The sequence below is a fragment of the Streptomyces sp. NPDC037273 genome, from assembly GCF_055603625.1.
This window is the reverse complement of sequence record NZ_JBVJVO010000028.1, coordinates 5,389-28,120: the sequence shown is the minus strand read 5'-3', so window position 1 is coordinate 28,120 and position 22,732 is coordinate 5,389. Positions and strand designations below refer to the sequence as shown.

Here is a 22,732-nt window from a genome sequence, read left to right as displayed (position 1 = left end):
GGCCCGGTCCCCCGAGGGGGGCCGGGCCGCTCTGTCGTACGCGGGCTTCCGCGGGCTCCGTCAGGAGGCGGTCGGCGGGGTGGGCTCGTCGGACTGGTGGCGGCGGAACATCCGGGTCGCCGTGATCTCGCCGTGGATGGACTCCCCCTCCGCGCCGGGCTGCGGCAGGCCGGGACGCAGGTGCTCCTCGACGCTGATGTACTTCAGGCCGGCCCGCAGGTCGGCGTCGTTGCGCAGCCGGATCACCAGCGGGAACTCCGCCAGCGCCGTGGTGTCGAACAGGCCGGTCGTGTAGAGCAGCTGGACGCCGAGCGCGTCCGACACGGCCCGCTGGAGTTCGAGCAGGTACGTGGCGTTGGCGCGGCCGATCGGGTTGTCCAGGAACAGCGTGCCCGCGTGCCGGTGCTTGTCGCGGCCCCGGTCGTTGGAGCGGAGCGCCGCCATCGTGCAGTACAGGGCGATGGCCGCGGTGAGCAGCTGGCCGCCGGAGAAGACGTCGCCCATCTGCCCGACCGGCACCCGCTCGGCGCGCAGCACCGCGTCCGGCTTGAGGATCTCCACCGAGACGCCCTTGGGCTCCAGAGCCGCCTGGACGCCCCTCAGCAGCAGGGACATGCCGTCGCGGCGCAGGTCGGAGTTCTTCTTGAGGGCGGCGCGGGTGGCCTCGTCAACGACCTCGCCGAGCCGCTCCGTGAGGGTGGCCTGGTCGGGCTCCTCGAAGCGGATCCGCAGGAACTCCTGGCCGGACCACTCGCCGAGCCCCTCGGGGAGCCGGGAGAGGCGCTGCGCGGAGCGGAGGGTGGCGAGGGCGGACTCCACGAGGCCGCGCAGCCGGTCGACGATGGAGTCGCGGTTGCGCTCCAGCTGCTCCAGCTCGTCGGTGAGGACGCGCAGCCGGGGCGCGAACGCCTCGGCCCACTTGGCGGCGTGCTCGGGCAGCGCGGACGCCGGGAGCTCGCGGATCTGCTGGCGGGCAGGGGTGCGGACCTGCTCGTAGCGGGTGGAGTTGGCATGCCGCACCAGGATGTCGCTCGCCTCGCGCACGGCGGCGTCGGCGGCGGACAGCTCGGCGGTGAGGCCGCGCAGCGAACGGCGCGCCTCGGCGGCCACCGTACGAGCCTCCTCCAGGGTGCCCCGGTAGGGCTCGGGCTCGTCCCGCTCCTCGTCCGCGTGGTCGCGGAGCAGGTCGCGCAGGAGGGCGGCGGTCTCGTCGAACCCGCCCGCCGCGTCCTCGGCGGCCCGGTGGTCGCGCAGCAGGCCGCTGTGGGCGGCCCGCGCCGACTCCCGGGCGTCGGTGCGGAGGGCGAGTTCGGTGGTGGCGGTGCGGAGCAGGGCCTGCGCCTGCTCGGCGTCGGCGGGGACGAGCTCCTCGGGGAGTTCGGTGTGCGCCTCGCCGTCCTCCGGAGCCAGGCGCTCCGCCTCGCCACGGAGCCTGCCGAGCTTCTCACTCGCCTCCGACGCCCGCGTCTCCAGCATCTGGACCAGGGCCTCGGCGCGCGCGGCGGCGGCCTGGCGGGACGGGCCGTCGGCGCCGTCGGTGGATTCGAGGAGCTGCTCGGCGCGGGTGCGGACCTTGTTGGTGAGCCGGTCGAGCTCGGCGAGGGCGGCGGACTCGTCGCTCTCGGCGCGGGCCTGCTCGGCGCGCAGGTCGGCGCCGACGCCGACCTTCTCGTACAGCTGGGAGGCGGCCCGGTAGGCCTCGCGGAGGGTGGGCAGCGCGATGCGGGGCGCGGCCGGGTCCTCCTCGGGGAGGGTGTCGGGGGCACCGGCGATCTCGGCGCGCTCGGCGCGCAGGGCGCGGGCGGTGCGGTGGGCGTCGTCGGCGGCGCGCTGGGCGGCGCGCCGGTCCTCGTCGGCGGCCCTGGCGCGCTCCAGGCACGTCTGGGCGCGGGCCTCGGACTCGGCGGCGTCGTCGGCGAGTTCGCGGAGCTTGGTCTGCCAGGCGGAGCGCTCGCGCAGGCGGTACGCCAGGCCCGCGAGGGCGTCGGCGGCCCGGCGGGCGCGCTGGGCGGCCTCCTGGCGCTCGTCCCTGACCTGGGCCGCCTCGGCGGCGGTCTCGTCGGCGGCGGCGCGCACCGCACGGGCCTCTTCGAGGGTCGCGGCGGCGGCCTCGGCGGTCTCCCGCGCGGTCGTGGCGACGGACGCGAGCTCGGCGAGCATCCCGGGCGGGCAGTCGGCGCGCCAGGCGCCGATACGGGCGGCGAGGGAGCGGTCGCCGGCGAGGCGGGCGGCGAGGGTACGGATCTCCTCGTCGCGCGCGGCCGCCCGGGCGCGCAGGGCGTGCCGCTCCTCGTCGGCCGCGTGCTCGTCGTGCATGGCCGGGTTCGGCGGGACCAGGAAGACGCCGGTGTCCTCGGCCGACTCCCGGGACGGCACGGGGGCGAGCAGGGCGGCGGCGGTGCCGACGGCAACGGCCGAACGGGGCAGCAGGGCCGCCGTACCGAGGACTTCGCGGGCGCGTCCGTACGAGACGGGGTCGGTGATCACGACGCCGTCGACGAGCTCGGGGCGGGCCGCGAGCACGCGCGCGTGGTCGGCGGGGTCGACGGCCTGGGCGAGGTAGCGCCAGCCGGGGAGGGCCGGGATGCCGTGCTCGCCGAGGTACTCGACGGTGGCGAGGACGTCGGGGCCGGGCGGCAGCAGTCCGCCGTCGCCGAGGGCCCCGAGGATGCGGGAGTCGTCGGCCGCGGCGGTGCGCAGGTCGAAGAGCTGCCGCTCGGCGGAGCCGACGGCCTGGTCGAGCATGGCGCGGAGCTCGTCGGCGTACCGGTCGAACTCGGTGACGGTGAGCGGGCCCTGGGCCGCGGAGCCGGGGCCCCCGGCCGTGTCCTCGGCTTCGGCGTCCTCGTCGGCGGAACCGGCGGCGAGGGCGGCGCGCTGGCCCGGGAGCGGGGAGCCGGTGGCCGGGAGGCTCAGGAGTTCGGCGAGGCGTTCCTCCGAGGCGAGGGATTCGGCGGCGCGGCGCTCGGCGTCGTAGGCGTTCCCGGCGGCCTCGGCCGCGTCGGCGGCGCGGGCGGCGGCGAGTTCGGCGCGGGATTCGGCGCCGGCGGCCTCGCGCGCGTGGTCGGCCGCCGTGCGGGCGGCTTCGCGGGCCGTGTCCCAGGCGGCGACGGTGGTCTTCTCCGCGTCGCTGGCGGCGAGGGCGGCGCGGGCCGGGTCGGCGTCGGGCGCGGAGTCGTCGAGCCAGCCGGCCCGTACGGCCTCGGCGGTCTCCTGCTCGACCTCGGCGAGCCGCTGGCGCAGGTGACCGGCCTCGCTGCGGGCCCGCTGGGCCTCGGTGGCGGCGGCGGTGGCATCGCGGTGGGCGGTCTCGCCGGCCTCCTGGAGCGCGGTGGAGCGTTCCTCGTCCTCCGCCGCGCGGCGCTCGCCCTCCTCGGCGGCGGCGGCCAGGGCCCGTACGAGATCGGCGGCGGCCTTCGCCCGGGCCGCGAGGGCCGGGGCGGCGTCCCGCTCGGCCTCGCGGATGGCGGCGGCCACGCGCGCGGACCGGTCACCGGCTGCGCGGTGGCGGAGCACCGCCTCGGCGGCCTGCCAGGCGGAGTGCAGGGTGCGGGCGTCGGTGAGTTCACGGCGCTGGGAGGCCGCGCCCTTCTCGCCCGCGGTCAGCGCGAGCGAGGCGTGCCGGTACGCCAGTTCTGCGGCGATCAGCGAGCTGCGGCCACGCGCGGTCTCGGCCTCGTCCACGGCGTGCGCGGCGGACGTCACCTGCTGGGCCAGCTCGGCCGCGCGGCCCCGCTCCTCGGCGGCGCGGGCGGAGAGCCGGCGGGCGAGGGTACGGGTGCGCCGCTCGGCGCCCGCGTGCACGTCGCGCGCGTGGGACCTGGTTCCGGCGGCCTCGACGATCCGGCCGAGGAGGTCCACGGAGCCGGCCGTGAAGTCGCGCTCGGCGGTCAGTTCGGCGCGGCGGCCCAGCTTGTTGCCGAAGCCGCCGACGAGGTCCGCGAGACCGTCGGTGTCGCGGGTGTCGGTGACGGCGCGCAGCAGCAGGTCGGTGAAGTCGGAGTCCTTCTTGACCGCGAAGAGGCCGGCGGCCTCGCCCTCGTCGGCGTTCATCTCGCGCTGGTAGCGGAAGAGTTCCGGGTCGAGGCCGAGCTCGCCCAGGTGCTCGTTCCAGCGGTCGTGGATCTCCTCCCAGACCACGTCCAGGTGCGGGTACGCCTTGCCCGCGTCGGTGAGCGCGTCGCGGAAGCCCTTCATGGTGCGGCGGCGGCCGGTGGCGCCGGAGGCGCCCTCGACGGGCGGCCGGACCGAGGTCGCCTCGGCGACGGGGAGGTTGTCGAGGCTGAGTCCGGGGCCGGGACGGAAGGAGTACCAGGCCTCGGCGAACTTCCGCGGGTCGTTGGAGACCTGGCGGCCGCGCCACTCGCTGGCCTTGCCGACGACGACGAGTTCGCCGGTGAGGGTGTGCTGCCACTCCAGGGCGACGTGTCCGCAGTCGTCGGCGAGCAGGAACTTGCGGAGCACGCCGGAGCTGGCGCCGCCCAGGGTGTTGCGGTGGCCGGGGAGCATGACCGAGAAGATCAGCTTGAGCAGGACGGACTTGCCGCCGCCGTTCTCCAGGAACAGCACGCCCGCGGGTGCCGGGCGGCGCGGCGGGCCGACCGGCTCCTCCTCGAAGAACTCCGCCTGGGTGGGGGCGGGGTGGGGCACGGGGGCACCGACTCCGCGCAGGTCCAGAACGGTGTCGGCGTAGCGCGCACCGGCGGGGCCGATGGAGTAGAGGCGGACCCGGGACAGCTCGTACATGCGGCGGACTCTCGTCGTCTCGTTCGGGTGGTGCGCGGGTTAGGCGTGGAAGGGCAGGCCGGCGTCGGCGGCGAGCTCCAGGTCGTCGCCCTCGGGCGGCGGCAGGAGCGTCGCGGAGCCGTCGCTGACGGGGACGACGCCGAGTTCCAGGAGCTCGGCCATGGCGGCCGAGCCGGCCATGTCGCGGACCTGGAGCTGGTAGCGGGCGGTGGTCCGGTAGGAGCCGCCGCCCTCGTCGCCGGTGCGCTGGAGGAAGCCGGAGTCGGTGAGGAAGGCGGCCGCCTTGCCGACGATGCCGGTGGTCGATCCGGCGAGCCTGCGGGCGTCCTTGGTGGCGCCGGTGGCGCTGCGCCGGGCGTAGATCCGCCAGGCCGCCTCAAGGCCGGGCGCGTCGGACGCCGGGTCGGTGTTCTCGCCCTGCTCCTCGGCGCGCTGCTCAAGGCGCAGGCAGGCCTGGCGCACGAAGGCGTCCACGCCGTTGACCGTGAGCCGGCCGATGTACGCGTCGTCGGCGAGGTCCTCCGGCCGGGGGAACGCCATCGCGGCGACCGCGAGGTGGGCCAGGCCGTGCAGGAACCGGTCGGCGGAGTCCGTGGAGGCGCGGCGCGCGTAGTCGCCCATGCGGACGGCGAAGACGGAGTCCTCGCCGGCCGTGACGGCCATCCCCGCGCGCGGGGAGACCTCCAGGACCACGAGGCCGAGACCGGTCGCGACGGCGTCGGCGAGGCGCGCGAAGGCGGGGTCCTCGCGGTAGCGGCGGAGCAGCTCGCCGTACTCGGCGTCCCGGGCCGGCAGCAGCTTCGGCTGCAGCCCGAAGGAGACGAGCCGGGCCGCGTCGGCCGCGTCGGCGGGAGTCACGGCGGACGCGCTCGCACCGCCGCCGGCGGGGGCCTGCGGCTGCGCGGGCTCCTGCTCGCTCCACGCGTCGGCGTACTCGGCGTGGGTTTCGCTCACGGCTGGGGCTCCTCGGTACGGCTCTGGGTCGGTACGGCTTCCGTGGTACGGGTTTCGGCCTGTACGGCTTCCTCGGTACGGGTCTCGCTCCGCACCGGTTCCTCGGTACGGGTCTCGGCCGGTACCGCTTCCTCGGTACGGGTCTCGGCCGGTACCGCTTCCTCGGTACGGGTCTCGGCCCGTGCCGGTTCGTCGGTGCGGGTCTCGGGTCGGGCGGCTTCCGTGCCGGGTCTCGGCAGGGGGAGCGGAACGGGGGTGACGGCCGCGGGGGCCGGGCCGCCGGTGCGTTCGCCCGTCACGGGCGGCTCGTCCGTGAGCCGCACGGCCCGCACGGAGGGCATTTCCCGGCGCCCCGGGCGCGGGGCACGGGACGGCAGCGGAACGGTGCCGAAACGCGGTCGGGTGCGGCCGGTGGGGGCGGGGTCTGCGGCGGGGCCGGCCGCCGGCTCCGGATCGGTGGCGACGGTCGGCTCCGGGGTCGGCGTGTCGGCGGGGGCCCGGACGTCCGTCGCGGGCGTCGGATCGGTCGGCTCGGCCGGGACCGGGGCGGTCGGGTCGGTGGCGGGCGTGGGGGCCTGCGGGGCGAGGGTCACGAGGCCTCCGTGCGGTCCGCGGCCATGCCCACCGCGTCGAGCAGGGCCGTACCGACGATGAGGTCGGCGCCGCCGAACTCGGGGTCGTCGAGGGGCGTGCCGTCGTCGACGGCGAAGAGGAGCCGCTCCTCGCCCTGGCGGTAGGCGGTGCCGACCGGGGGGCTCGCCGCATGGACGGCGAGGAGGGCGACGAGGTACGGGAGGTCGGGGTCGAGGCGGCGGGCGTCGGCGAGGAGGCCGGAGAGGCGGCGCGGGGCGTCGTGCTCCAGGTCGAGCAGGCGCTGGGCGCTCGCGAGCTGCTCCTCGCTGAACCGGGAGTCGTCGGGGGTGGCGATGAGGTCGGGCTCGGGCATCTCCGCGCCGAGGTGCTCGCGCTCCACGGGCGGGGTGAGCAGCAGGTCGACGAGGTCGCCGAGGCGGACGGAGGCGGGGGTGCGCAGTCCGGTGCCGTGGGCGAAGAAGGCGTCGGTGACCCGGGTGGCCTGCTCGGCGGGGAGCGGCAGGACCGGGGCGACGAGCTGCCCGTACAGGTCGAGTCCGGTGTACATGGCGGGGGCGGCGAAGGCCTGGCGGTCCTGCTCGGCGCGGAAGAGGGGGCCGGCTTCCAGGAGGCGCGACTGGAGCTGGGTGTGGCGCCGGATGCAGTCCTTGACTATGTCGACGAGCTCGGCGGCGCGGCGCTTGTGCTCGGCCGTCCTGGCGTCGGAGGTGGCCTCGGCCTCGTCGCGGGCCTTGCGGATGTTGGTGAGGATCGCGTTCTCGTGGCGGTAGCGGTCGGCCACGTGGTCGAGCGCCTCGGCGATCATGTCGGGGACGGTGTTGAGCCAGTCGACCGCGCGGACGTTGCGCCGGGTGGCCTCCAGGGTCTTGCGGAGGGTCTCGGCGTACTGCACGGTCCGGTAGCGGGCCTGCTCGGCGGCGAGCTGGGCGTCGGCGAGGCGGCCCCGGTTGATGAGGACCTCCAGCTTCACCTCGGCCGCGATCTGGGCGCTGGTGACGTCGGTGTCGAGGGCGCCGACGAGGACGTTGACCGCTTCGTCGGTGGTGCGGAGGTAGACGCCGCCGCCGTACCCCGGGACCTCCTCGATGAGCTTGAAGTCGTAGTCCCTGCGGACGTAGACGCCGTCGGTGCCGAAAGTGCCGTAGACCGCGCGGAAGCCGCGGTCGACGCTGCCGACGTTGATGAGGTTCTCCAGGACCCAGCGGGCCACGCGCTCGTGCTCGGCGGCGGGGCGGGTGGGGGCCTGGGCGGCGACGCGGGGCAGCAGTCGGGCGACGATCTGCTCGTGGTCCGCGCCGGTGTCGAAGTCCATGTTCAGCGTGATGAGGTCGATCGCCGCGAGGGCGACCTCGGCCATCGCGTAGACCGTGTACTCGCCGGCCAGGTTGGCCTTGCGCGTGTCGAGGTCGTGCAGCGGGGCGGTGCACGCGAGCGCGCGGAGGCGCCGCGCGAGCCCTTCGTCGGCGGCCGGACCCTGCGCGGGCCGCGGCCCCGCGCTGAGCTGGGGCGGAGCGAGGTCCGTCGAGGCAGGCGAAGTCACGGTGGACAGATTAGGTCCTCGAACTGACAACGGTCGAAACGGCGCAGATGCGACCGGGGTCGGGGAGCGGGCCGTGCGGGCCGCCGAGGCGCCCCGCCGGCGTCCCGGACGTCAGTCGGCCGGGGCGTCGACGGCGCGGGCGTACGCGGCGGTCACGCGGGCGCGGGAGTCGTCGAGGTAGCGGGCGAGGAGGCGTTCGGCGGCGCCGCGCCGGCCGTCCCTGAGGGCGTCGAGGATCTCCCGGTTGCGTACGAGGAAGGGCTCGTGGAGGGCGCGGGCGTCGTCGACGACGTGGAAGGCGAGGCGGAGCTCGGCGAGGACGCTGCGCATCAGTTCGTCGGTACGGGCGCTGCCCGCGAGGGCGACGAGCGCGCGGTGGAAGTGGATGTTGGCGGTGGCGACGCCCTGCCAGTCGCGGGCGCGGGCCGCGGTCTCGCCCTCGGCGACGGCCGCGGCGAGCGCGGCGAGGGCGTAGGGGGGCTGCCCGAGGCCCCGGACGACGGCGCATTCGACGAGCAGGCGGGTGCGGTAGATGTCGTCCACGTCACCGACGCCGAGGACGCGGACGAAGACGCCCCGGTTGAGCTCGTGGACGAGCAGTCCCTCGTGGGTGAGCAGGCGGAAGGCCTCTCGGAGTGTGTTGCGGGACACCCCGAGGGCGCCGGCGATGCCGTCCTCGGAGAGTCGCGTGCCGGAGGGGAAGTAGCCCTCCGCGATCCGCGTGCGCAGGATGTCGGCGACCCGTTGCGCCGTGCTCGTACGCCCGAGCAGGGCGCGGTCGTCCGCCAGGCCTCCGGCTTCGGCTGCTGCCCTCGCGTCCACGGCGTCCTTTCCCTTCCTCGGGTCCGCGGGCGAGTCAACCGCAGAAAGACGAGGGCCACAACACCTTGTTGGATCGTTGAACAATCCTCTACTTTTACGGCGACCGCGATCTGTTCGGGAAAGGGACACGGGAGATGACCTCGGCCACGATCGACCTCAACGCCGACCTCGGCGAGGGCTTCGGCCGCTGGACGCTGACCGACGACGAACAGCTCCTTTCCCTCGTCACCAGCGCCAACGTGGCCTGCGGCTTCCACGCCGGCGACGCGGCCACCATGCGGCGGGTGTGCGAGCTGGCCGCCGCGCGCGGGGTACGGATCGGGGCCCAGGTGTCCTACCGCGACCTGGCCGGCTTCGGGCGGCGCCCGATGGAGGTCCCGGCGGCCGAGCTCGCCGCCGAGGTGGCGTACCAGATCGGCGCCCTGGAGGTCTTCGCGCGGGCCGCGGGCTCGCGGGTCGCGTACGTGAAGCCGCACGGCGCCCTGTACAACCGCGTGGTCCGCGACGAGGAGCAGGCCGCGGCGGTCGTCGAGGGCGTACGGCTCGCGGACCGCACCCTGCCCGTCCTGGGGCTGCCGGGCTCGAAGCTGCACGAGGTCGCGGCGGCGGCCGGCCTGCCGGTGGTCCCGGAGGCCTTCGGCGACCGGGCCTACCGGGCGGACGGCTCGCTGCTGCCGCGCGGGATCGAAGGGGCCGTCGTCACCGACCCGGCCGAGGTCGTGGCGCGATCCCTGTCCATGGCCCGCCTGGGGGTCGTCACGGCGCACTGCGGCACACAGGTGTCCGTCCGGGCCCGTTCGCTGTGCCTGCACGGGGACACGCCGGACGCGGTCGGCCTCGCGTGGCGGGTCCGGGAGAGCCTTGAGGCCTCCGGCATCCGCGTGGAGGCCTTCGCGTGACCGGCGCCGCGCCGCCCGCGGCACGCCGGGCGCTCCGGGTCGGCGAGCGGGCGCTCCTGGTGGAGCTCGGCGGCGGCGCGGAGGCGGAGGCCTTCCACGCCGAGCTGCTGCGCCGCCGGGCGGCCGGTGAGCTGCCCGCCGTGCGCGAGATCGTGCCGGCCGCGCGGACCGTGCTGCTCGACGGCGTGGCGGACCCGGACCGGCTGGCGGCCGAGCTGTCCGGCTGGGAGGTCGGGCCGCTCCACGCGCGCGTGGGCGGGGCGGTCGAGGTGCCGGTCCGCTACGACGGGCCCGACCTCGCGGAGGTCGCCGCGCTCTGGGGCGTGTCCCCCGAGGAGGCGGTACGGATCCACACGGCGGCCGAGTTCCGGGTCGCCTTCTGCGGGTTCGCGCCGGGCTTCGGCTATCTGACCGGGCTCGACGAGCGGTACGAGATACCGCGCCGGGCCACTCCCCGTACCGCCGTCCCGGCCGGTTCGGTCGCCCTCGCGGGGCCGTACACGGGCGTGTACCCCCGCTCCTCCCCCGGCGGCTGGCAGCTGATCGGCACCACGGACGCCGTGCTCTGGGACACCGCCCGGGAACCGGCCGCGCTGCTCTCCCCCGGCACCCGGGTCCGGTTCACGGCGGTGGACGTCACGGCCGGCGGGGCGGCGCGCGCGGCGGCGGAGGGCGGACGATGAGCGACCGTGCCGTCGCCGTGGTGCGGGCCGGCGCCCTGACCACCGTGCAGGACCTGGGCCGCGCCGGCCACGCGCACCTCGGCGTCCCCCGCTCCGGCGCCCTCGACCCGTCGGCCGTCCGGCTCGTCAACCGGCTCGTCGGCAACGCGGAGTCCGCGGCCGTCCTGGAAACCACCGTCAGCGGCTGCGCCCTGCGCCCCCGGTGCGCGGTGACCGTCGCGGTGGGCGGCGCGCCCTGCCCGGTCCGGGTGGACGGGCGCCCGGCGGCCTGGGGAACCGCCGTCCGGGTCGCGGCCGGTGCCGTCCTGGAGATCGGCGCGGCCGTCCGCGGACTGCGCTCGTACGTGGCCTTCGGCGGCGGCATCGACGTCGAGCCGGTGCTGGGCAGCCGCTCCACCGACCTGCTGTCCGGCCTGGGCCCCGAGCCGCTGGCCGAGGGCACGGTCTTGCCCCTGGGAGCGGACACCGCCGTACGGGGGCGGGTCGACACTCCCCCGTGGCCGGGCCCTCCGGACGAACTCGTCCTGCGGCTCCGGCTCGGTCCCCGCGACGACTGGTTCACGGCCGCGGCCCTCCGGACCCTCGCCACGCGCGCGTACCGGGTGTCCCCGGCGAGCAACCGGATCGGGCTGCGCCTCGAAGGCCCTTCCCTGGAGCGGGCCGTCACGGGCGAGCTGCCGAGCGAGGGCATGGTCCTCGGCGCGGTCCAGGTGCCGCCGGACGGGCGCCCGGTGGTCTTCCTGGCGGACCATCCGACCACCGGCGGCTACCCGGTCGTCGGCGTGGTCCGGGAGGCGGATCTGGGCGCGGCGGCGCAGGCGGTGCCGGGCACCGCGGTGCGGTTCGTGCCGGTGCGGTGACGCGTTCCGACGGGGTGACGCGGGCCGGGGTGTGGTGTCACGCTTCCGGGGTCGGACGGCCGTAGCCTCCGCCGCCCGGGGTGCGCAGGACGAGGACGTCGTCGGGGCCCACCTCGGTGGTGGCGGCTCCTTCGAGGTGCTCGACCGTGCCGTCGGCGCGTTCGACGAGGTTCTCGCCGAGGGCGCCGGGCTCGCCTCCGGCCATCCCGTAGGGCGGGACCCTGCGGTGGCCGGTGAGGAGGGCCACCGTCATCGGCTCCAGGAAGCGGATGCGCCGCTCCACGCCGTGGCCGCCGTGCCAGCGGCCGCGTCCGCCGCTGTCCTCGCGTACGGCGAAGGAGTCGACCCTGACGGGGTGGCGCCACTCCAGGACCTCGGGGTCGGTGAGCCGGGAGTTGGTCATGTGTGTCTGGACGGCGTCGGCGCCGTCGAAGCCGTCCCCGGCGCCGGAGCCGCTGGCGACGGTCTCGTAGTACTGCACGCGCGCGTTGCCGAAGGTGACGTTGTTCATGGTGCCGGAGCCCTCGGCCTGGATGCCGAGTGCCGCGTAGAGCGCGCCGGTGACGGCCTGGGACGTCTCGACGTTCCCGGCGACGGTGGCGGCCGGGTGGACGGGCGCGAGCATCGAGCCGGGCGGGACGCGGATCTCCAGGGGTTCGAGGCAGCCGCTGTTGAGCGGGATGTCCTCGTCGACGAGGGTGCGGAAGACGTACAGCACGGCGGCCATGACGACGGCGGTGGGCGCGTTGGCGTTCCCGGGCAGCTGGGGTGAGGTGCCGGTGAAGTCGAGGACGGCGGAGCGCCGTTCGCGGTCCACGCGGACCGCCACCTGGATGACCGCGCCTCCGTCGGTCTCGTAACGGTACGAGCCGTCCTGGAGGCGCGCGACGATGCGGCGCACGGACTCCTCGGCGTTGGCGCGGACGTGCCGCATGTAGGCCTGGACGACGTCGAGCCCGAACTCGTCGACCGCCCGGCGCAGTTCCTCGATGCCCTTCTCGTTGGCGGCGATCTGGGCGCGGAGGTCGGCGAGGTTGGTGTCGGGGTCGCGGGAGGGGTGGCGGGCGCCGGTGAGCAGGTCCCGCGTCTCGGCCTCGCGGAGCCGGCCGTCCCTGACGAGCAGCCAGTTGTCGAAGAGGACGCCCTCCTCGTCGACGGTGCGGCTGAAGGCGGGCATGGAGCCGGGGGTGATGCCGCCGATCTCCGCGTGGTGGCCGCGGGAGGCGACCAGGAAGCGGAGTTCGTCGCCCGTGTCGCCGAACACGGGGGTGACGACGGTGATGTCCGGCAGGTGCGTGCCGCCGTGGTACGGGTCGTTGATCGCGTACACGTCGCCGGGGCGCAGGTCGTCGCCGCGCCGCCGCAGGACCTCCTTGATGGACTCGCCCATGGAGCCGAGGTGGACGGGGATGTGGGGCGCGTTGGCGATGAGGTTGCCGTCGGCGTCGAAGAGGGCGCAGGAGAAGTCGAGTCGTTCCTTGATGTTGACCGACTGGGCGGTGTTCTCCAGGCGGACGCCCATCTGCTCGGCGATGGCCATGAAGAGGTTGTCGAAGACCTCCAGGAGGACCGGGTCGACGTCGGTGCCGGCGGCCACGCGCGCGGGGCGCGGGGTGACGCGGTGCAGCAGCAGGTGGCCGTCGTCGGTCGCGGTGGCCCGCCAGCCGGTGTCGACGACGGTCGTGGCGTCGGGCTCGGCGAGCAGCGCGGGTCCGTCCACGCCGTCGCCCGGCCGCAGGTCCTCGCGCCGGTGGAGCGGGGCGTCGTGGACGGTGCCGCCGCTGTGCATCCGTACGGTGGTGCGGGCCTCCGGGGTTCCGGTCCGCCGTGTCGTGCCGGCGGCCACGGGGCCGTGCGGGCCCGCGGTGCCGACGGCTTCCACGGTGACGGCCTCCACGACGAGCGGCCGGTCCAGGGTGAAGGCGTACCGCGCCCGATGATCCGCTGTGAACGCGGTTTTCATCAATTCGGCGGGGCCGAGGTCGACTTGCAGGCCCGCGTCCGTGCCGGCGTAGCGCAGGAGTACGCGCGCGCGGGTGCTGATCGCCGCGTCGGGCAGCCCGTCGCTCCGCAGCTCCTGCCGGGTCAGGTCCGCGAGTTCGTCGCAGAGCGCCGTCACGCGCGCGTGGGTCCCCGGGGCGTCGAGCTCGGCCTCGACGGACCGTTCGCGCATGGCGGTGGCGTCGGCCAGCCCGATCCCGTACGCGGAGAGGACTCCCGCGAGCGGGGGTACGAGGACGGTGTCGATGCCCAGGGCGTCGGCGACGGCACAGGCGTGCTGGCCCCCGGCACCGCCGAAGCTGGTGAGGGCGTACCGCGTGACGTCGTGGCCGCGCTGGACGGAGATCTTCTTGACGGCGTTGGCCATGTCGAGGACGGCGATCTCCAGGAAGCCCGCGGCGACGTCCTCGGGGGTGCGGCCGTCTCCGATGTCCTGCGCGAGGGCCGTGAACCGGCTTCGTACGACCTCGGCGTCCAGGGGACGGTCCCCGGTGTCGCCGAACACGGCGGGGAAGTGGCCGGGCTGCACGCGGCCGAGCATGACGTTGGCGTCGGTGACGGTGAGCGGCCCGCCGCGCCGGTAGCAGGCGGGCCCCGGGACGGCTCCGGCCGAGTCGGGCCCCACCCGGAAGCGGCGGCCGTCGTAGTGGAGGACGGAGCCGCCGCCCGCCGCGACGGTGTGGATGCTCATCATCGGGGCCCGCATCCGCACCCCGGCGACCTGTGTACCGAGTTCACGCTCGAAGGTCCCGGCGTAGTGCGACACATCCGTGGAGGTGCCGCCCATGTCGAAGCCGATGACCCGGTCGTATCCCGCCGCCGCCGACGTACGGACCATGCCGACGACACCACCGGCGGGGCCGGAAAGGACGGCGTCCTTGCCCCGGAAGTGGGCGGCCTCGCGCAGTCCCCCGTTGGACTGCATGAACATGAGGCGGATCCCGGCGAGTTCGCGGGCCACCTCGTCGACGTACCGGCGCAGGATCGGCGAGAGGTAGGCGTCGACGACCGTGGTGTCGCCACGCGGGATCAGTTTGATCAGCGGACTGACCTCGTGCGAGCAGCTGACCTGGGTGAACCCGGCGGCACGGGCGAGCTCGGCGACACGGGTCTCGTGCTCGGGATGGCGGTAGCCGTGCAGGAGGACCACGGCGGCGGAGCTGAACCCCTCCCGGTGGGCCGCGGCGAGCGCCCCGGCGACGGCGGGCTCGTCCAGGGGGCGGACGACCGCCCCGTGGGCGTCGACCCGCTCGGGAACCTCGACCACGCGCGCGTGGACCGGCTCGGGCAGCACGATCCGGCGGTCGAAGAGCCGGGGCCGGTTCTGGTACGCGATGCGCAGGGCGTCACGGAAGCCCTCGGTGACGAGCAGGACCGTGGGTTCCCCGCGTCGTTCAAGGAGCGCGTTCGTGGCGACCGTGGTGCCCATCTTGACGACGGCCACCCGGTCGGCGGGCACCGGCTCGCCGGGCTCCAGGCCCAGCAGGAGACGGATGCCGGCGACGGCGGCGTCCTGCGGCCGCGCCGGGTCGTGGGAGAGCAGCTTGCGGGTGACGAGCCGGCCGTCGGGCCGCCGCCCCACGATGTCGGTGAAGGTGCCGCCCCGGTCGATCCAGAACTCCCAGCGCCCGCTCATCCCCCCATTGTCGCCGCGAGCGCCGCCGCGAGGTCGGCTTCCGCGCGCGCGTCGAGCGGCCCGGTTCCCGAACCGTCGGCCCAGTGCCACAGCTCCGTACCCGCGAGCAGCGCCAGCTGCGGCAGCAGGTCACGGCTGCGCCGCAGCACCCACCCGGTGCCCGCCGTCGCGAGCCAGAACAGCGCCTCCGCCCGGCTCGGCGGCGGCTCGGCCGGTTCCCGCCCCGGCGCCGCGCCCCGGGCCAGCCCCCGCTCGGCGAGCAACCGGTGGAAGCCCGCCGCGACGGCCCGGTGGCCCCGCTCGCCCGGATGCAGCCGGTCCGCGCTCCACAGCGCCCGGTCCTCGGTCCACACCGGCTCGGCGAGGTGCAGGTGCACGGCTCCGTACCGGTCCGAGAGCGCGTGCACGACCGCGTTGACGCACCGCTGCCGCCTGGCCAGCGGGCGCGCCAGCGGCGGGGGCAGCCCGAGCATCCGGCCCGGGTCGGGCAGACACGCGGTCAGGAGTACGGCTCCGACGGCGTCGAGCTCGGCGCACACCCGGTCGAGCCGGCCGGCGACCAGCGCGATGTCGAAGCCGCGGCGCAGGGTGTCGTTCACGCCGACCACGACGGAGGCGAGATGCGGCCGGAACGCCAGCGCCCGGGGAGCCTGCCCGTGGGCGACGTCACCCGTCAGGGCCCCGCTGACGGCGAGGTTCAGCAGCTCCGTCCCCCGCTCCTCGTCCGCGAGCCCCTCCGCGAGGAGCGCCGCCCACCCCCGCCATGCCCCGGCCACCCGGTCGCCGACGCCCTCGCTGAAGGAGTCGCCGAGCACCGCGAACCTGAGGGGTCCGCCGGGGGTGGGGGTCGCGGTGCCGGAGGGCACCCCCGCCGCGGGCCGGGCGGCCGCCGTCGTGGTCTCCGTCATCGGCGGGTCTCCTCGGAGCGCCGGGGGCCGGGGGCGGGGAGGGCGTCGTGGGCGTGGAGGAAGGCGGCGACGGAGCGGTCCCAGGAGAAGGCTTCGGCACGCGCGCGTGCGGTGTGGCGGCGGTCGGGTTCCGGGGTGGCGAGGAGGCCCCGGACGGCGGCGGCGAAGGAGGCGGGGGTGTCGGCCGCGGAGGCGCCGGCGGTGCCGAGGACCTCGGGGAGGGCGGAGGAGGCGCTGGCGACGACCGGGGTGCCGCAGGCGAGGGCTTCGAGGGCGGAGAGACCGAACGTTTCGGCGGGCCCCGGCGCCAGGCACACGTCGGCGGCCGCCTGGAGGTCCGCCAGGGCCTCCCGGTCGGCGACGTGCCCCAGGAACCGCACCGGGAGGCGCCGTTCGCGCGCCCGCCGCTCCAGGGCCCCCCGCAGCGGCCCGTCGCCCGCGACCACGAGCGCCGCCGCGACGCCCGCCTTCCGCAGCTCCTCCAGGGCGTCAAGGGCCGTGCCGGGCCGCTTCTCGACGGAGAGGCGCGAGCACATCAGGAGGAGCACCCGCTGCCCGTCCGCGTACCGGGCGCGCAGCACGGTGCTGCGGCGGCCGGGCCGGCAGCGCTCCAGGTCGACGCCGAGCGGAGCCCGTACGACGTTGCGGGCCCCGATCCGTACGAACTCGCGCTCCGCCCATTCCGTCGTGCAGACGATCCGCGCGAAGGCCCACGCCGTACGGCGGTTGAGCCGGTCGGCCGCCCGGGCCGCGAGGGCGGGCGGCACGCCCCAGGTCCGCAACACCCCGTCCGCGGTCTCGTGGGAGACCATGACCGCCGGTACGCGGGCGCGTCGCGCCCACTCCCCCGTCCAGCGCAGGGTCGTACGGTCCGAGACCTCGATCCGGTCGGGGGCGAGCTCGTCGAGGAGCCGGCGGACCCGCCGCCGGTCGGCGAGGACCCGGTAGCCGCCGGTGCCGGGCAGGACGGGCCCCGGCAGGGTGACGATCCGGCCCTGTTCGGTGTGGTGGTCGCTCGCGACGTCGCCGGGGACGACGAGGACCGGCTCGTGCCCGGCCTCCAGGTATCCGCGCCCCAGCCGGTCCAGGGCGGTGCGGAGGCCGCCCGACGTGGGCGTGACGAAGTTGGCGAGCCGCACGATCCTGAGCCCGCCTCCCGGGGCGCGACCGCCGCCCCGGCGATCGGCGCCCCTGCCATCGGCGCCCCGCGGAACGGCGCCACCGCCGACGGCACGGTCACCGCCCTCCGTACGCAAGCCGCCCACCCCACCGAGACCGCCCACCCCACCGAGACCGCCCACCCCACCGAGACCGCCCACTCCACCGAGACCGCTCACGCCGCTCACGCCGCCACCGCCGTCCGCTCCCGCAGGACCTCCAGGTAGTGCCCGATCAGTTCGTCGCCGAGGGCCTCCCAGGTGCGGCCCGCGACGGAGGACCGGCCGCTGAGCCCGAAGGCGGCGCGGCGCTCCGGCGCGGCGGCGAGGGAGGCGACGGCGTCCCGGAGCGCGTCCGGGTCGCCCGGCGGTACGAGGAGCCCGGTCCGGCCGTGGTCGACCAGGTCGAGGGGTCCGCCGGCGGCCGGGGCGATGACGGGGACGCCGCTCGCCATGGCCTCCTGGACGGTCTGGCAGAAGGTCTCGTACGGACCGGTGTGGGCGAAGACGTCGAGCGAGGCGAAGATCCGGGCGAGGTCGTCGCCGGTGCGGCGGCCGAGGAAGCGGGCGCCGGGCAGCGCGGTGCGGAGCGCGGGCCCACTCGGCCCGTCGCCGACGACCACGACCCGCACACCGGGCAGCGCGCACACGCCGGAGAGGAGGTCCACCCGCTTCTCGGGGGCGAGCCGGCCCACGTATCCGACGAGGAGCTCCCCGCCGGGGGCGAGCTCTTGGCGCAGGGCGGGGTCGCGCAGTTCGGGGCGGAAGCGGCCGGTGTCCACCCCGCGCCCCCAGAGCCGGACGCGTCCGATGCCGTGGTGTTCCAGGTCGCGGAGGGCGGCGGACGAGGGGGCGAGGGTGCGGTCGGCGGCGCCGTGCACGGCCCGCAGGCGTCGCCAGGCCGCGCCCTCGCCGGCGCCCACGTACGTGCGCGCGTAGCCGGCGAGATCGGTCTGGTAGACGGCGACGGCGGGGATGCCGAGCCGGGTCGCGGCCGTCATGCCGCGCACTCCGAGGACGAAGGGCCCGGCGAGGTGGACGATGTCGGCCCGGTGCGCCGCGATGGCGGCGGCGACCCGGCGGCTCGGCAGGGCGACGCGTACCTGCGGATAGCCGGGCAGGGGCAGGGAGGGCACCCGGACGACGGCGCAGGGCACGTCGGCGTCGGCCGCCGGGTCGGCGACGGCGGGGGCGATGACGAGCGGGGCGTGGCCCCGCCGGACGAGGTGGCGCGCGGTCTGCAGGGCGCAGTGCGCCACTCCGTTGACGTCGGGAGGGAAGGATTCGGTGACGATGACGACACGCATACGGGTGTTGTCGTCGCACTTGGCGTGTACCCGCCGACGTCGATCTGGACGGCGAGGGAACGTCCCGTGAGCGTTTCCCGCCGGGGCCCACGGCCCAGGACGGGCCGGGGCGCTCGGGGCATCGAGGCCGGCAGGAGCCGCCGGGGGCCGTCATGCGTCACCGCCCCCCGGGGCGGGGCCGCGATCGGCGGGTTCTCCGCCGCGGGCCGCGCCGCCCCGGGGCCGGGTGGCGGGAGGTTCGGGGTGTGCGGGGTCGGGCCGGGAGGGGTTGGCCGGATCTGTCGCTCACCCGGAACGGGGGTCAGACCTGGAGGTCGGGCCCTATCCGGTTGCGGACCGCCGTCTGCACCTCGGCTTCTTCGGCCGGGTCTGCGGCGAGGCGGCGCAATCGCTCGGCGACGCGCACGTCACCGGTCTCGGCGTGCTGGGCCGCGACCTCGCGGGTGGTCTCCTCGCAGTCCCAGAGGCATTCGACGGCGAAGCCGGTCGCGAAGGTGGGGTCGGTGGCGGCGAGGGCACGGGCGGTGCGGCCGCGCAGCTGGGAGGAGGCGGTCTCGCGGTAGACGTGGCGCAGCACGGGGGCGGCGCAGGCGATGCCGAGGCGGCCGGTGCCGTCGACGAGGACGGCGAGCTCGGGTGCGTCGGGTCCGGCGGATCGTACGGTCCGGCGCAGGGCGCCGAGGACGAGGGTGGCGTCCTGGGTGGCACCGCGGCAGGCGAGGACCTCGGCGGCGGCGGCACCGAGGGCGTCGGTGCGCCGGACCCAGGCGCGGGCGCGGGCGACCGCGTCCTCGCCGCACATGCGCCGGTAGGCGGCGACGGCGGATTCGGCGACGGAGGTGGAGTCCCCGTCGGCGGCGGCCTCGACGAGGTCGAGGACGGCGGGGTCCTGTGACGCGGCGAGGTGGTGCAGGGCGGCGCCCCGCGCTCCCGGGGCGCCGGCGCGGGCGGCGGCGAGGATCTCGGGCCGGTCCTCGGGTCCCGCGACCGCGGCGAGGCAGCGGGCAGCGGGGCCGTCGAGGACGGCGCCGCGCTCGTATCCCTCCTGTGCCCAGTCGAGGACGGCTCGGACGCTCCACCCGGGGCGGGGTCCGGTCGAGCTCATCTGGCGCTGCCAGCGGTCGAAGGAGCCCTGTTCCTGGGCGGCCCTGACCCTGGCGCCGACGGCGTCGCGCTGGTCCTCGGCCCACAGGCGCCAGGGGCGCGGCTCGTAGGCGTCACGGATGGTGGTGGCCAGTTCGGCGTCGCCTTCCGGGCCGGCCGGGAAGCGGGCCAGTACGGGCAGGGCGAGCGCGCGGAGTCCGGCGTCGTCGTCGCGGAGGGCCAGCTCGTCCAGGGCCCAGGCCCAGTTGGTGCCGGTCGCCGCGTACCGCCTGAGCAGGTGCAGGGCGTCCTGGCGTCCGTAGGAGGCGAGGTGTCCGAGGACGGCGAGCGCGAGCCCGGTCCGGGAGTCGTCGGTGTCGAGGTGGTCCTCGGCACTGAAGAGGTGCGCCTGGATCTCTTCGAGGCCTCCGTGGAGGTCCAGGTAGAGACGGGCGTAGTAGAGGGAGCGGTTCTCGACCTGCCAGTCGTGGCGGGGGTCGTCGAGAACGCAGTGGTTCAGGGCCGCGAGGGCCTCGGCGCGTGGCGCGGCGAGCGCGTGCAGGGTGCCGTCGCCACGGCCCCGCTGCAGCAGGCCGAGCAGGGTGCCGCTCGGCGCTATGACTGGATCGAACATGGGAAGACGCCTCACATCAAGCTGTCGACACGACCGGGGGGTTCCGGGATGACCCGGGTCAGGCGGTACATCTCGGTACGCCTAGGCCGTGCGGCGACATGTCGGGCCGCTCGTCGTCCTGCGCTTGCCAGTGATCATCTTCCTCTGCCTCTCGTCGGTGGCCCGATTTGCCGGGCCCGACGTCATGATGACCCACCCATTTCGCCGCCGCGACCACATTTACGATGCCGCTCTCACCTGGGGTTCAGTGCCCGTTCACCTGACTCCGAAGAGCTCCAGGAGTTCTGCCTTGCCGAACATGCGGGCGGTGTCGACGGCGGACGGAGTCCCGGCTTCCGGATTTGCGCCGCCGGCGAGGAGCGCGCGGATCACCGTCTCCTCGCCCTTGAAGACGGCACCGGCGAGCGGGGTCTGGCCGCGGTCGTTGGCACGGTCGGCGTCGGCGCCGCGCTCCAGGAGGGCGGAGACCGCGGCGGCGTGGCCGTGGTAGGCGGCGAGCATGACGAGGGAGTCGCCCTTGCCGTTGGTGAGGTTCGCGGGCACGCCCGCGTCCACGTAGGCGGCCAGGGCGTCGGCGTCCCCGGTGCGCGCGAGGTCGAAGACCTTGGACGCCAGCTCGATGACCTCGGGGTCCGGAGTCTCGCTCATGGGATGGGACCGCCTCTCCTGCTGTGTTGACGCCGCCGCGCGGGAGCACGGTGCCGACCCGCGCACGGCAAGCGCCGCCGTACGAGTGAATCGACAGGGTACTGGCCTTTCGGTGACATGACCGCGCCCGTCCACGGCAAAGATCACCGCAGCCCGCACCCGGCCGGATCGCCGGGACCCCCTCTAGCGCACCCCGGCCGTTTCGCCACCCGGAGAAGCACCGGGCGTCGGCCGGTCAAGTGAAAACACCAGTTTTTCACCCGTATGCACCTTTAGTCACATAGATACTTGCTGTGAACTTGGAAGGACTCATGGTGACTGTCCCCTCAACCAGGAGAACACCCAATGATCCTGTCCATCTCAGGCGTCGTCCTGCTCGGCATCATCTGCTTCCTGTTCTTCAAGAAGGACGGGATGAAGGCCTCGCACGCCCTCGTCAGCGCGCTGTTCGGCTTCTACCTCGCGGGCACCGCCATCGCCCCGAGCATCACGGCGGGCGGGCAGAGCCTCGCCGGCCTGCTGGGCGGGATCAAGTTCTGACGCCCTTCCGTCCCTTCCACCACCTCAGGAGTACTTCGTGGCCCGGCGACCACTCCCCCGCATTCTGAGCAGCGGCAGCGCACAGATCGCTCGCAGTCGAGAGATCGCGCGCACGGCCGCCGACAGCGCCACCGACGTGCTCCATCCACTGATCACGGTCTCCCGTGGTCTGCGGAAGCTGGCCGCGACCGCGCGCGCCAAGTGGGCCGCGACCCCCAAGGAACGGCGTGGTCCCACGCTGCTCCTGGTCGCGGCCTGCGTCCTGGTCGTCGCCCTCATGCCGTACGGGCCGCTCCTCGCCCTCGTCACGCTCATGGGCGCGGCCGCGTGGAAGGGACGGGAACGCCCGGTCGTCAAGACCGGGCCCGACGATGCCGAGCTCGCCCGCCTCAAGGGCCTGTACGAGGCCCTCGTGCCGTACTTCTCCGTCCCCGACGACCCCTCCCCGCTCTTCGCCCACGGCGGCGAATGGAGCGGCGCCTTCGGGGAGTACGCCTTCGACGAGGACGGGCGGATCACCCGGCTGCGAATCGCGTACCCGCCGTACTTCACCGACGGCGAGCCGGCCGCGCGCGCCCGCATCGAGCAGCTGCTGCACGCCAAGTCCGGGCGCGGCCGCGAGTACCGCTTCGACTGGGACGAGGAGGGCAACCGGCTCGTCATGAGCGTGCTGCCCGCCCTGCCCACCACCATCGCCGCCCAGCGCTTCGTCACCGTGCCCGGCGAGACCGTGCTCGGCTTCACCGACGCGGACGCCGTGCAGCGGACCGTGCCCGTGGTCGCCGCCGACGGCACGGAGGACGCGCCCGCCGTCGTCTGGCGCACCGGCCCCCGCTCCACCGAGCCGCACCTGCTCGTGGTCGGCCAGCCCGGCAGCGGCACCACCTCCCTGCTCCGCTCGATCGCGCTCCAGGCGCTCCCGCACGGCGACGTGCTGATCGTCGAGGGCGCCGGCACCGGCGAGTACGCCTGCCTCACCGGCCGCGACGGCGTCCTCGCCGTCGAGTGCGGGCTCGCCGGGTCCCTGGCCAGCCTCGAATGGGCGGCGCACGAGACCGAGCGGCGGCTGATCGCCGCGAACCGGGCCCGGCAGGCGGGCCACCCGGCGCCCGAGGACACCCGGCGGCCGCTGTGGATCCTCCTCGACCGGCCGAGCGTCCTGGGCCACCTGGCCGCCGCCGACGGCCGCCCCGACCCGCAGGAGCTGCTCCAGGTCCCGCTGCGGCACGGGCGGGCGGCACAGGTCACGGTGGTGGTGGCCGAGCAGTTCGACAGCACGGACACCCTGAGCGAGGCGGTACGGACCCACACCAGGGCCCGGATCGTCCTCGGCCCCGCCGCGCCGGAGCAGATCGCCGCCGTCCTCGGCGCCGCTCCGCACACCACCCCCACGCCCGAGGTCCCGCCCGGCCGGGGCTACGCCCGCCTGGGCACGGGCCCGGTCCTGCGCCTCCAGGTGCCGGCGACACCCGACCCGTACGACGACGCGACGAGCGAGGCCCACCGCAAGGCGGTCCTCGACCTGCTCCCCGAGCGCCGCACGGCCGCCGTCGTCGAGACGGTCCCGCTCGTCGAGACGGTCCCGAACGCCGACCCGGCCCCGGCGCCCCGCGCGGCGGCCGACCCGGGCCCGGCACCGCTGCACGCCCCCGTCCCCGCGGAGGGCTGAGCGGCCCGTGACGAGGAGAGGCCGGTACGGACCCCAGGTCCGTACCGGCCT

General features: G+C 75.7%; 16 protein-coding genes. 5 read left to right on the top strand and 11 right to left on the bottom strand.

Annotated elements, in window-relative coordinates; translation table 11 throughout:
• Positions 1-60 precede the first annotated feature (60 nt).
• The 5 genes from ACZ7G1_RS37860 to ACZ7G1_RS37840 form a co-directional block, all read right to left on the bottom strand.
• The gene (locus ACZ7G1_RS37860) at positions 61-4,746 is read right to left on the bottom strand and encodes a hypothetical protein (RefSeq protein WP_470881938.1); all 4,686 of its coding nucleotides are present in this window, start codon (positions 4,744-4,746) and stop codon (positions 61-63) included.
• Positions 4,747-4,785: 39 nt separating this feature from the next.
• Positions 4,786-5,700: a hypothetical protein gene (locus ACZ7G1_RS37855; protein WP_470881940.1), complete on the bottom strand. Its 915-nt coding sequence runs from the start codon at positions 5,698-5,700 to the stop codon at positions 4,786-4,788.
• Entirely contained in the window at positions 5,697-6,293 is a 597-nt protein-coding gene (locus ACZ7G1_RS37850; protein WP_470881941.1) for a hypothetical protein, read from the bottom strand. Before ACZ7G1_RS37850 ends, ACZ7G1_RS37855 begins: the two co-directional genes overlap by 4 nt.
• On the bottom strand, positions 6,290-7,834 hold the full coding sequence (locus ACZ7G1_RS37845; protein WP_470881943.1) for a hypothetical protein: 1,545 nt from the start codon (positions 7,832-7,834) through the stop codon (positions 6,290-6,292). Before ACZ7G1_RS37845 ends, ACZ7G1_RS37850 begins: the two co-directional genes overlap by 4 nt.
• Positions 7,835-7,945: 111 nt before the next feature.
• The gene (locus ACZ7G1_RS37840; RefSeq protein WP_470881945.1) at positions 7,946-8,656 is read right to left on the bottom strand and encodes a GntR family transcriptional regulator; all 711 of its coding nucleotides are present in this window, start codon (positions 8,654-8,656) and stop codon (positions 7,946-7,948) included.
• Positions 8,657-8,790: 134 nt separating this feature from the next.
• Between ACZ7G1_RS37840 and ACZ7G1_RS37835 the strand changes: the two genes are divergently transcribed.
• From ACZ7G1_RS37835 to ACZ7G1_RS37825, 3 genes are read left to right on the top strand one after another with little or no spacing between them, the layout of a single operon-like run.
• Complete coding sequence (locus ACZ7G1_RS37835) at positions 8,791-9,555, top strand: LamB/YcsF family protein (RefSeq protein ID WP_470881946.1); 765 nt, start codon at positions 8,791-8,793, stop codon at positions 9,553-9,555.
• Positions 9,552-10,238 carry a 5-oxoprolinase subunit PxpB gene (gene pxpB / locus ACZ7G1_RS37830; RefSeq protein ID WP_470881948.1) on the top strand — a complete coding sequence of 229 codons (687 nt, stop codon included), beginning with the start codon at positions 9,552-9,554 and terminating at the stop codon, positions 10,236-10,238. The genes ACZ7G1_RS37835 and pxpB overlap by 4 nt, the downstream gene beginning before the upstream one ends.
• Complete coding sequence (locus ACZ7G1_RS37825; protein WP_470881950.1) at positions 10,235-11,098, top strand: 5-oxoprolinase subunit C family protein; 864 nt, start codon at positions 10,235-10,237, stop codon at positions 11,096-11,098. Before pxpB ends, ACZ7G1_RS37825 begins: the two co-directional genes overlap by 4 nt.
• A gap of 37 nt (positions 11,099-11,135) precedes the next feature.
• On the opposite strand, the gene ACZ7G1_RS37820 is transcribed toward ACZ7G1_RS37825, so the two are convergent.
• The 6 genes from ACZ7G1_RS37820 to ACZ7G1_RS37795 form a co-directional block, all read right to left on the bottom strand.
• Positions 11,136-14,735 carry a hydantoinase B/oxoprolinase family protein gene (locus ACZ7G1_RS37820; protein ID WP_470881952.1) on the bottom strand — a complete coding sequence of 1,200 codons (3,600 nt, stop codon included), beginning with the start codon at positions 14,733-14,735 and terminating at the stop codon, positions 11,136-11,138.
• Positions 14,732-15,643: an SGNH/GDSL hydrolase family protein gene (locus tag ACZ7G1_RS37815; protein WP_470881953.1), complete on the bottom strand. Its 912-nt coding sequence runs from the start codon at positions 15,641-15,643 to the stop codon at positions 14,732-14,734. The genes ACZ7G1_RS37820 and ACZ7G1_RS37815 overlap by 4 nt, the downstream gene beginning before the upstream one ends.
• Positions 15,640-16,785 (bottom strand): glycosyltransferase, encoded by a 1,146-nt coding sequence (locus tag ACZ7G1_RS37810; protein WP_470881961.1) that lies wholly within the window; start codon positions 16,783-16,785, stop codon positions 15,640-15,642. The genes ACZ7G1_RS37815 and ACZ7G1_RS37810 overlap by 4 nt, the downstream gene beginning before the upstream one ends.
• A gap of 200 nt (positions 16,786-16,985) precedes the next feature.
• Positions 16,986-18,107: a glycosyltransferase family 4 protein gene (locus ACZ7G1_RS37805; protein ID WP_470881954.1), complete on the bottom strand. Its 1,122-nt coding sequence runs from the start codon at positions 18,105-18,107 to the stop codon at positions 16,986-16,988.
• Positions 18,108-18,408: 301 nt separating this feature from the next.
• Positions 18,409-19,824, bottom strand: coding sequence for a HEAT repeat domain-containing protein (locus ACZ7G1_RS37800; protein WP_470881955.1), 1,416 nt, complete (start codon positions 19,822-19,824; stop codon positions 18,409-18,411).
• Between the two features lie 255 nt (positions 19,825-20,079).
• A complete protein-coding gene (locus ACZ7G1_RS37795) occupies positions 20,080-20,472 on the bottom strand; it encodes an ankyrin repeat domain-containing protein (RefSeq protein ID WP_470881957.1) in 393 nt (130 codons plus the stop codon).
• 345 nt (positions 20,473-20,817) lie between these two features.
• Here ACZ7G1_RS37795 and ACZ7G1_RS37790 point away from each other — a divergent pair, with 345 nt between their 5' ends.
• Positions 20,818-21,012, top strand: coding sequence for a hypothetical protein (locus ACZ7G1_RS37790; protein ID WP_015032212.1), 195 nt, complete (start codon positions 20,818-20,820; stop codon positions 21,010-21,012).
• 37 nt (positions 21,013-21,049) lie between these two features.
• Positions 21,050-22,681, top strand: coding sequence for a hypothetical protein (locus tag ACZ7G1_RS37785; RefSeq protein WP_470881959.1), 1,632 nt, complete (start codon positions 21,050-21,052; stop codon positions 22,679-22,681).
• Positions 22,682-22,732: the final 51 nt, after the last annotated feature.

Bases quoted from the DNA above. Each gene is read 5' to 3' on its own strand.
- ACZ7G1_RS37835 (WP_470881946.1), top strand. From the start codon at position 8,791: ATGACCTCGGCCACGATCGACCTCAACGCCGACCTCGGCGAGGGCTTC.
- ACZ7G1_RS37825 (WP_470881950.1), top strand. From the start codon at position 10,235: ATGAGCGACCGTGCCGTCGCCGTGGTGCGGGCCGGCGCCCTGACCACC.
- ACZ7G1_RS37860 (WP_470881938.1), bottom strand. From the start codon at position 4,746: ATGTACGAGCTGTCCCGGGTCCGCCTCTACTCCATCGGCCCCGCCGGT.
- ACZ7G1_RS37800 (WP_470881955.1), bottom strand. From the start codon at position 19,824: ATGTTCGATCCAGTCATAGCGCCGAGCGGCACCCTGCTCGGCCTGCTG.
- ACZ7G1_RS37795 (WP_470881957.1), bottom strand. From the start codon at position 20,472: ATGAGCGAGACTCCGGACCCCGAGGTCATCGAGCTGGCGTCCAAGGTC.
- ACZ7G1_RS37820 (WP_470881952.1), bottom strand. From the start codon at position 14,735: ATGAGCGGGCGCTGGGAGTTCTGGATCGACCGGGGCGGCACCTTCACC.
- ACZ7G1_RS37815 (WP_470881953.1), bottom strand. From the start codon at position 15,643: ATGACGGAGACCACGACGGCGGCCGCCCGGCCCGCGGCGGGGGTGCCC.
- ACZ7G1_RS37790 (WP_015032212.1), top strand. From the start codon at position 20,818: ATGATCCTGTCCATCTCAGGCGTCGTCCTGCTCGGCATCATCTGCTTC.
- ACZ7G1_RS37805 (WP_470881954.1), bottom strand. From the start codon at position 18,107: ATGCGTGTCGTCATCGTCACCGAATCCTTCCCTCCCGACGTCAACGGA.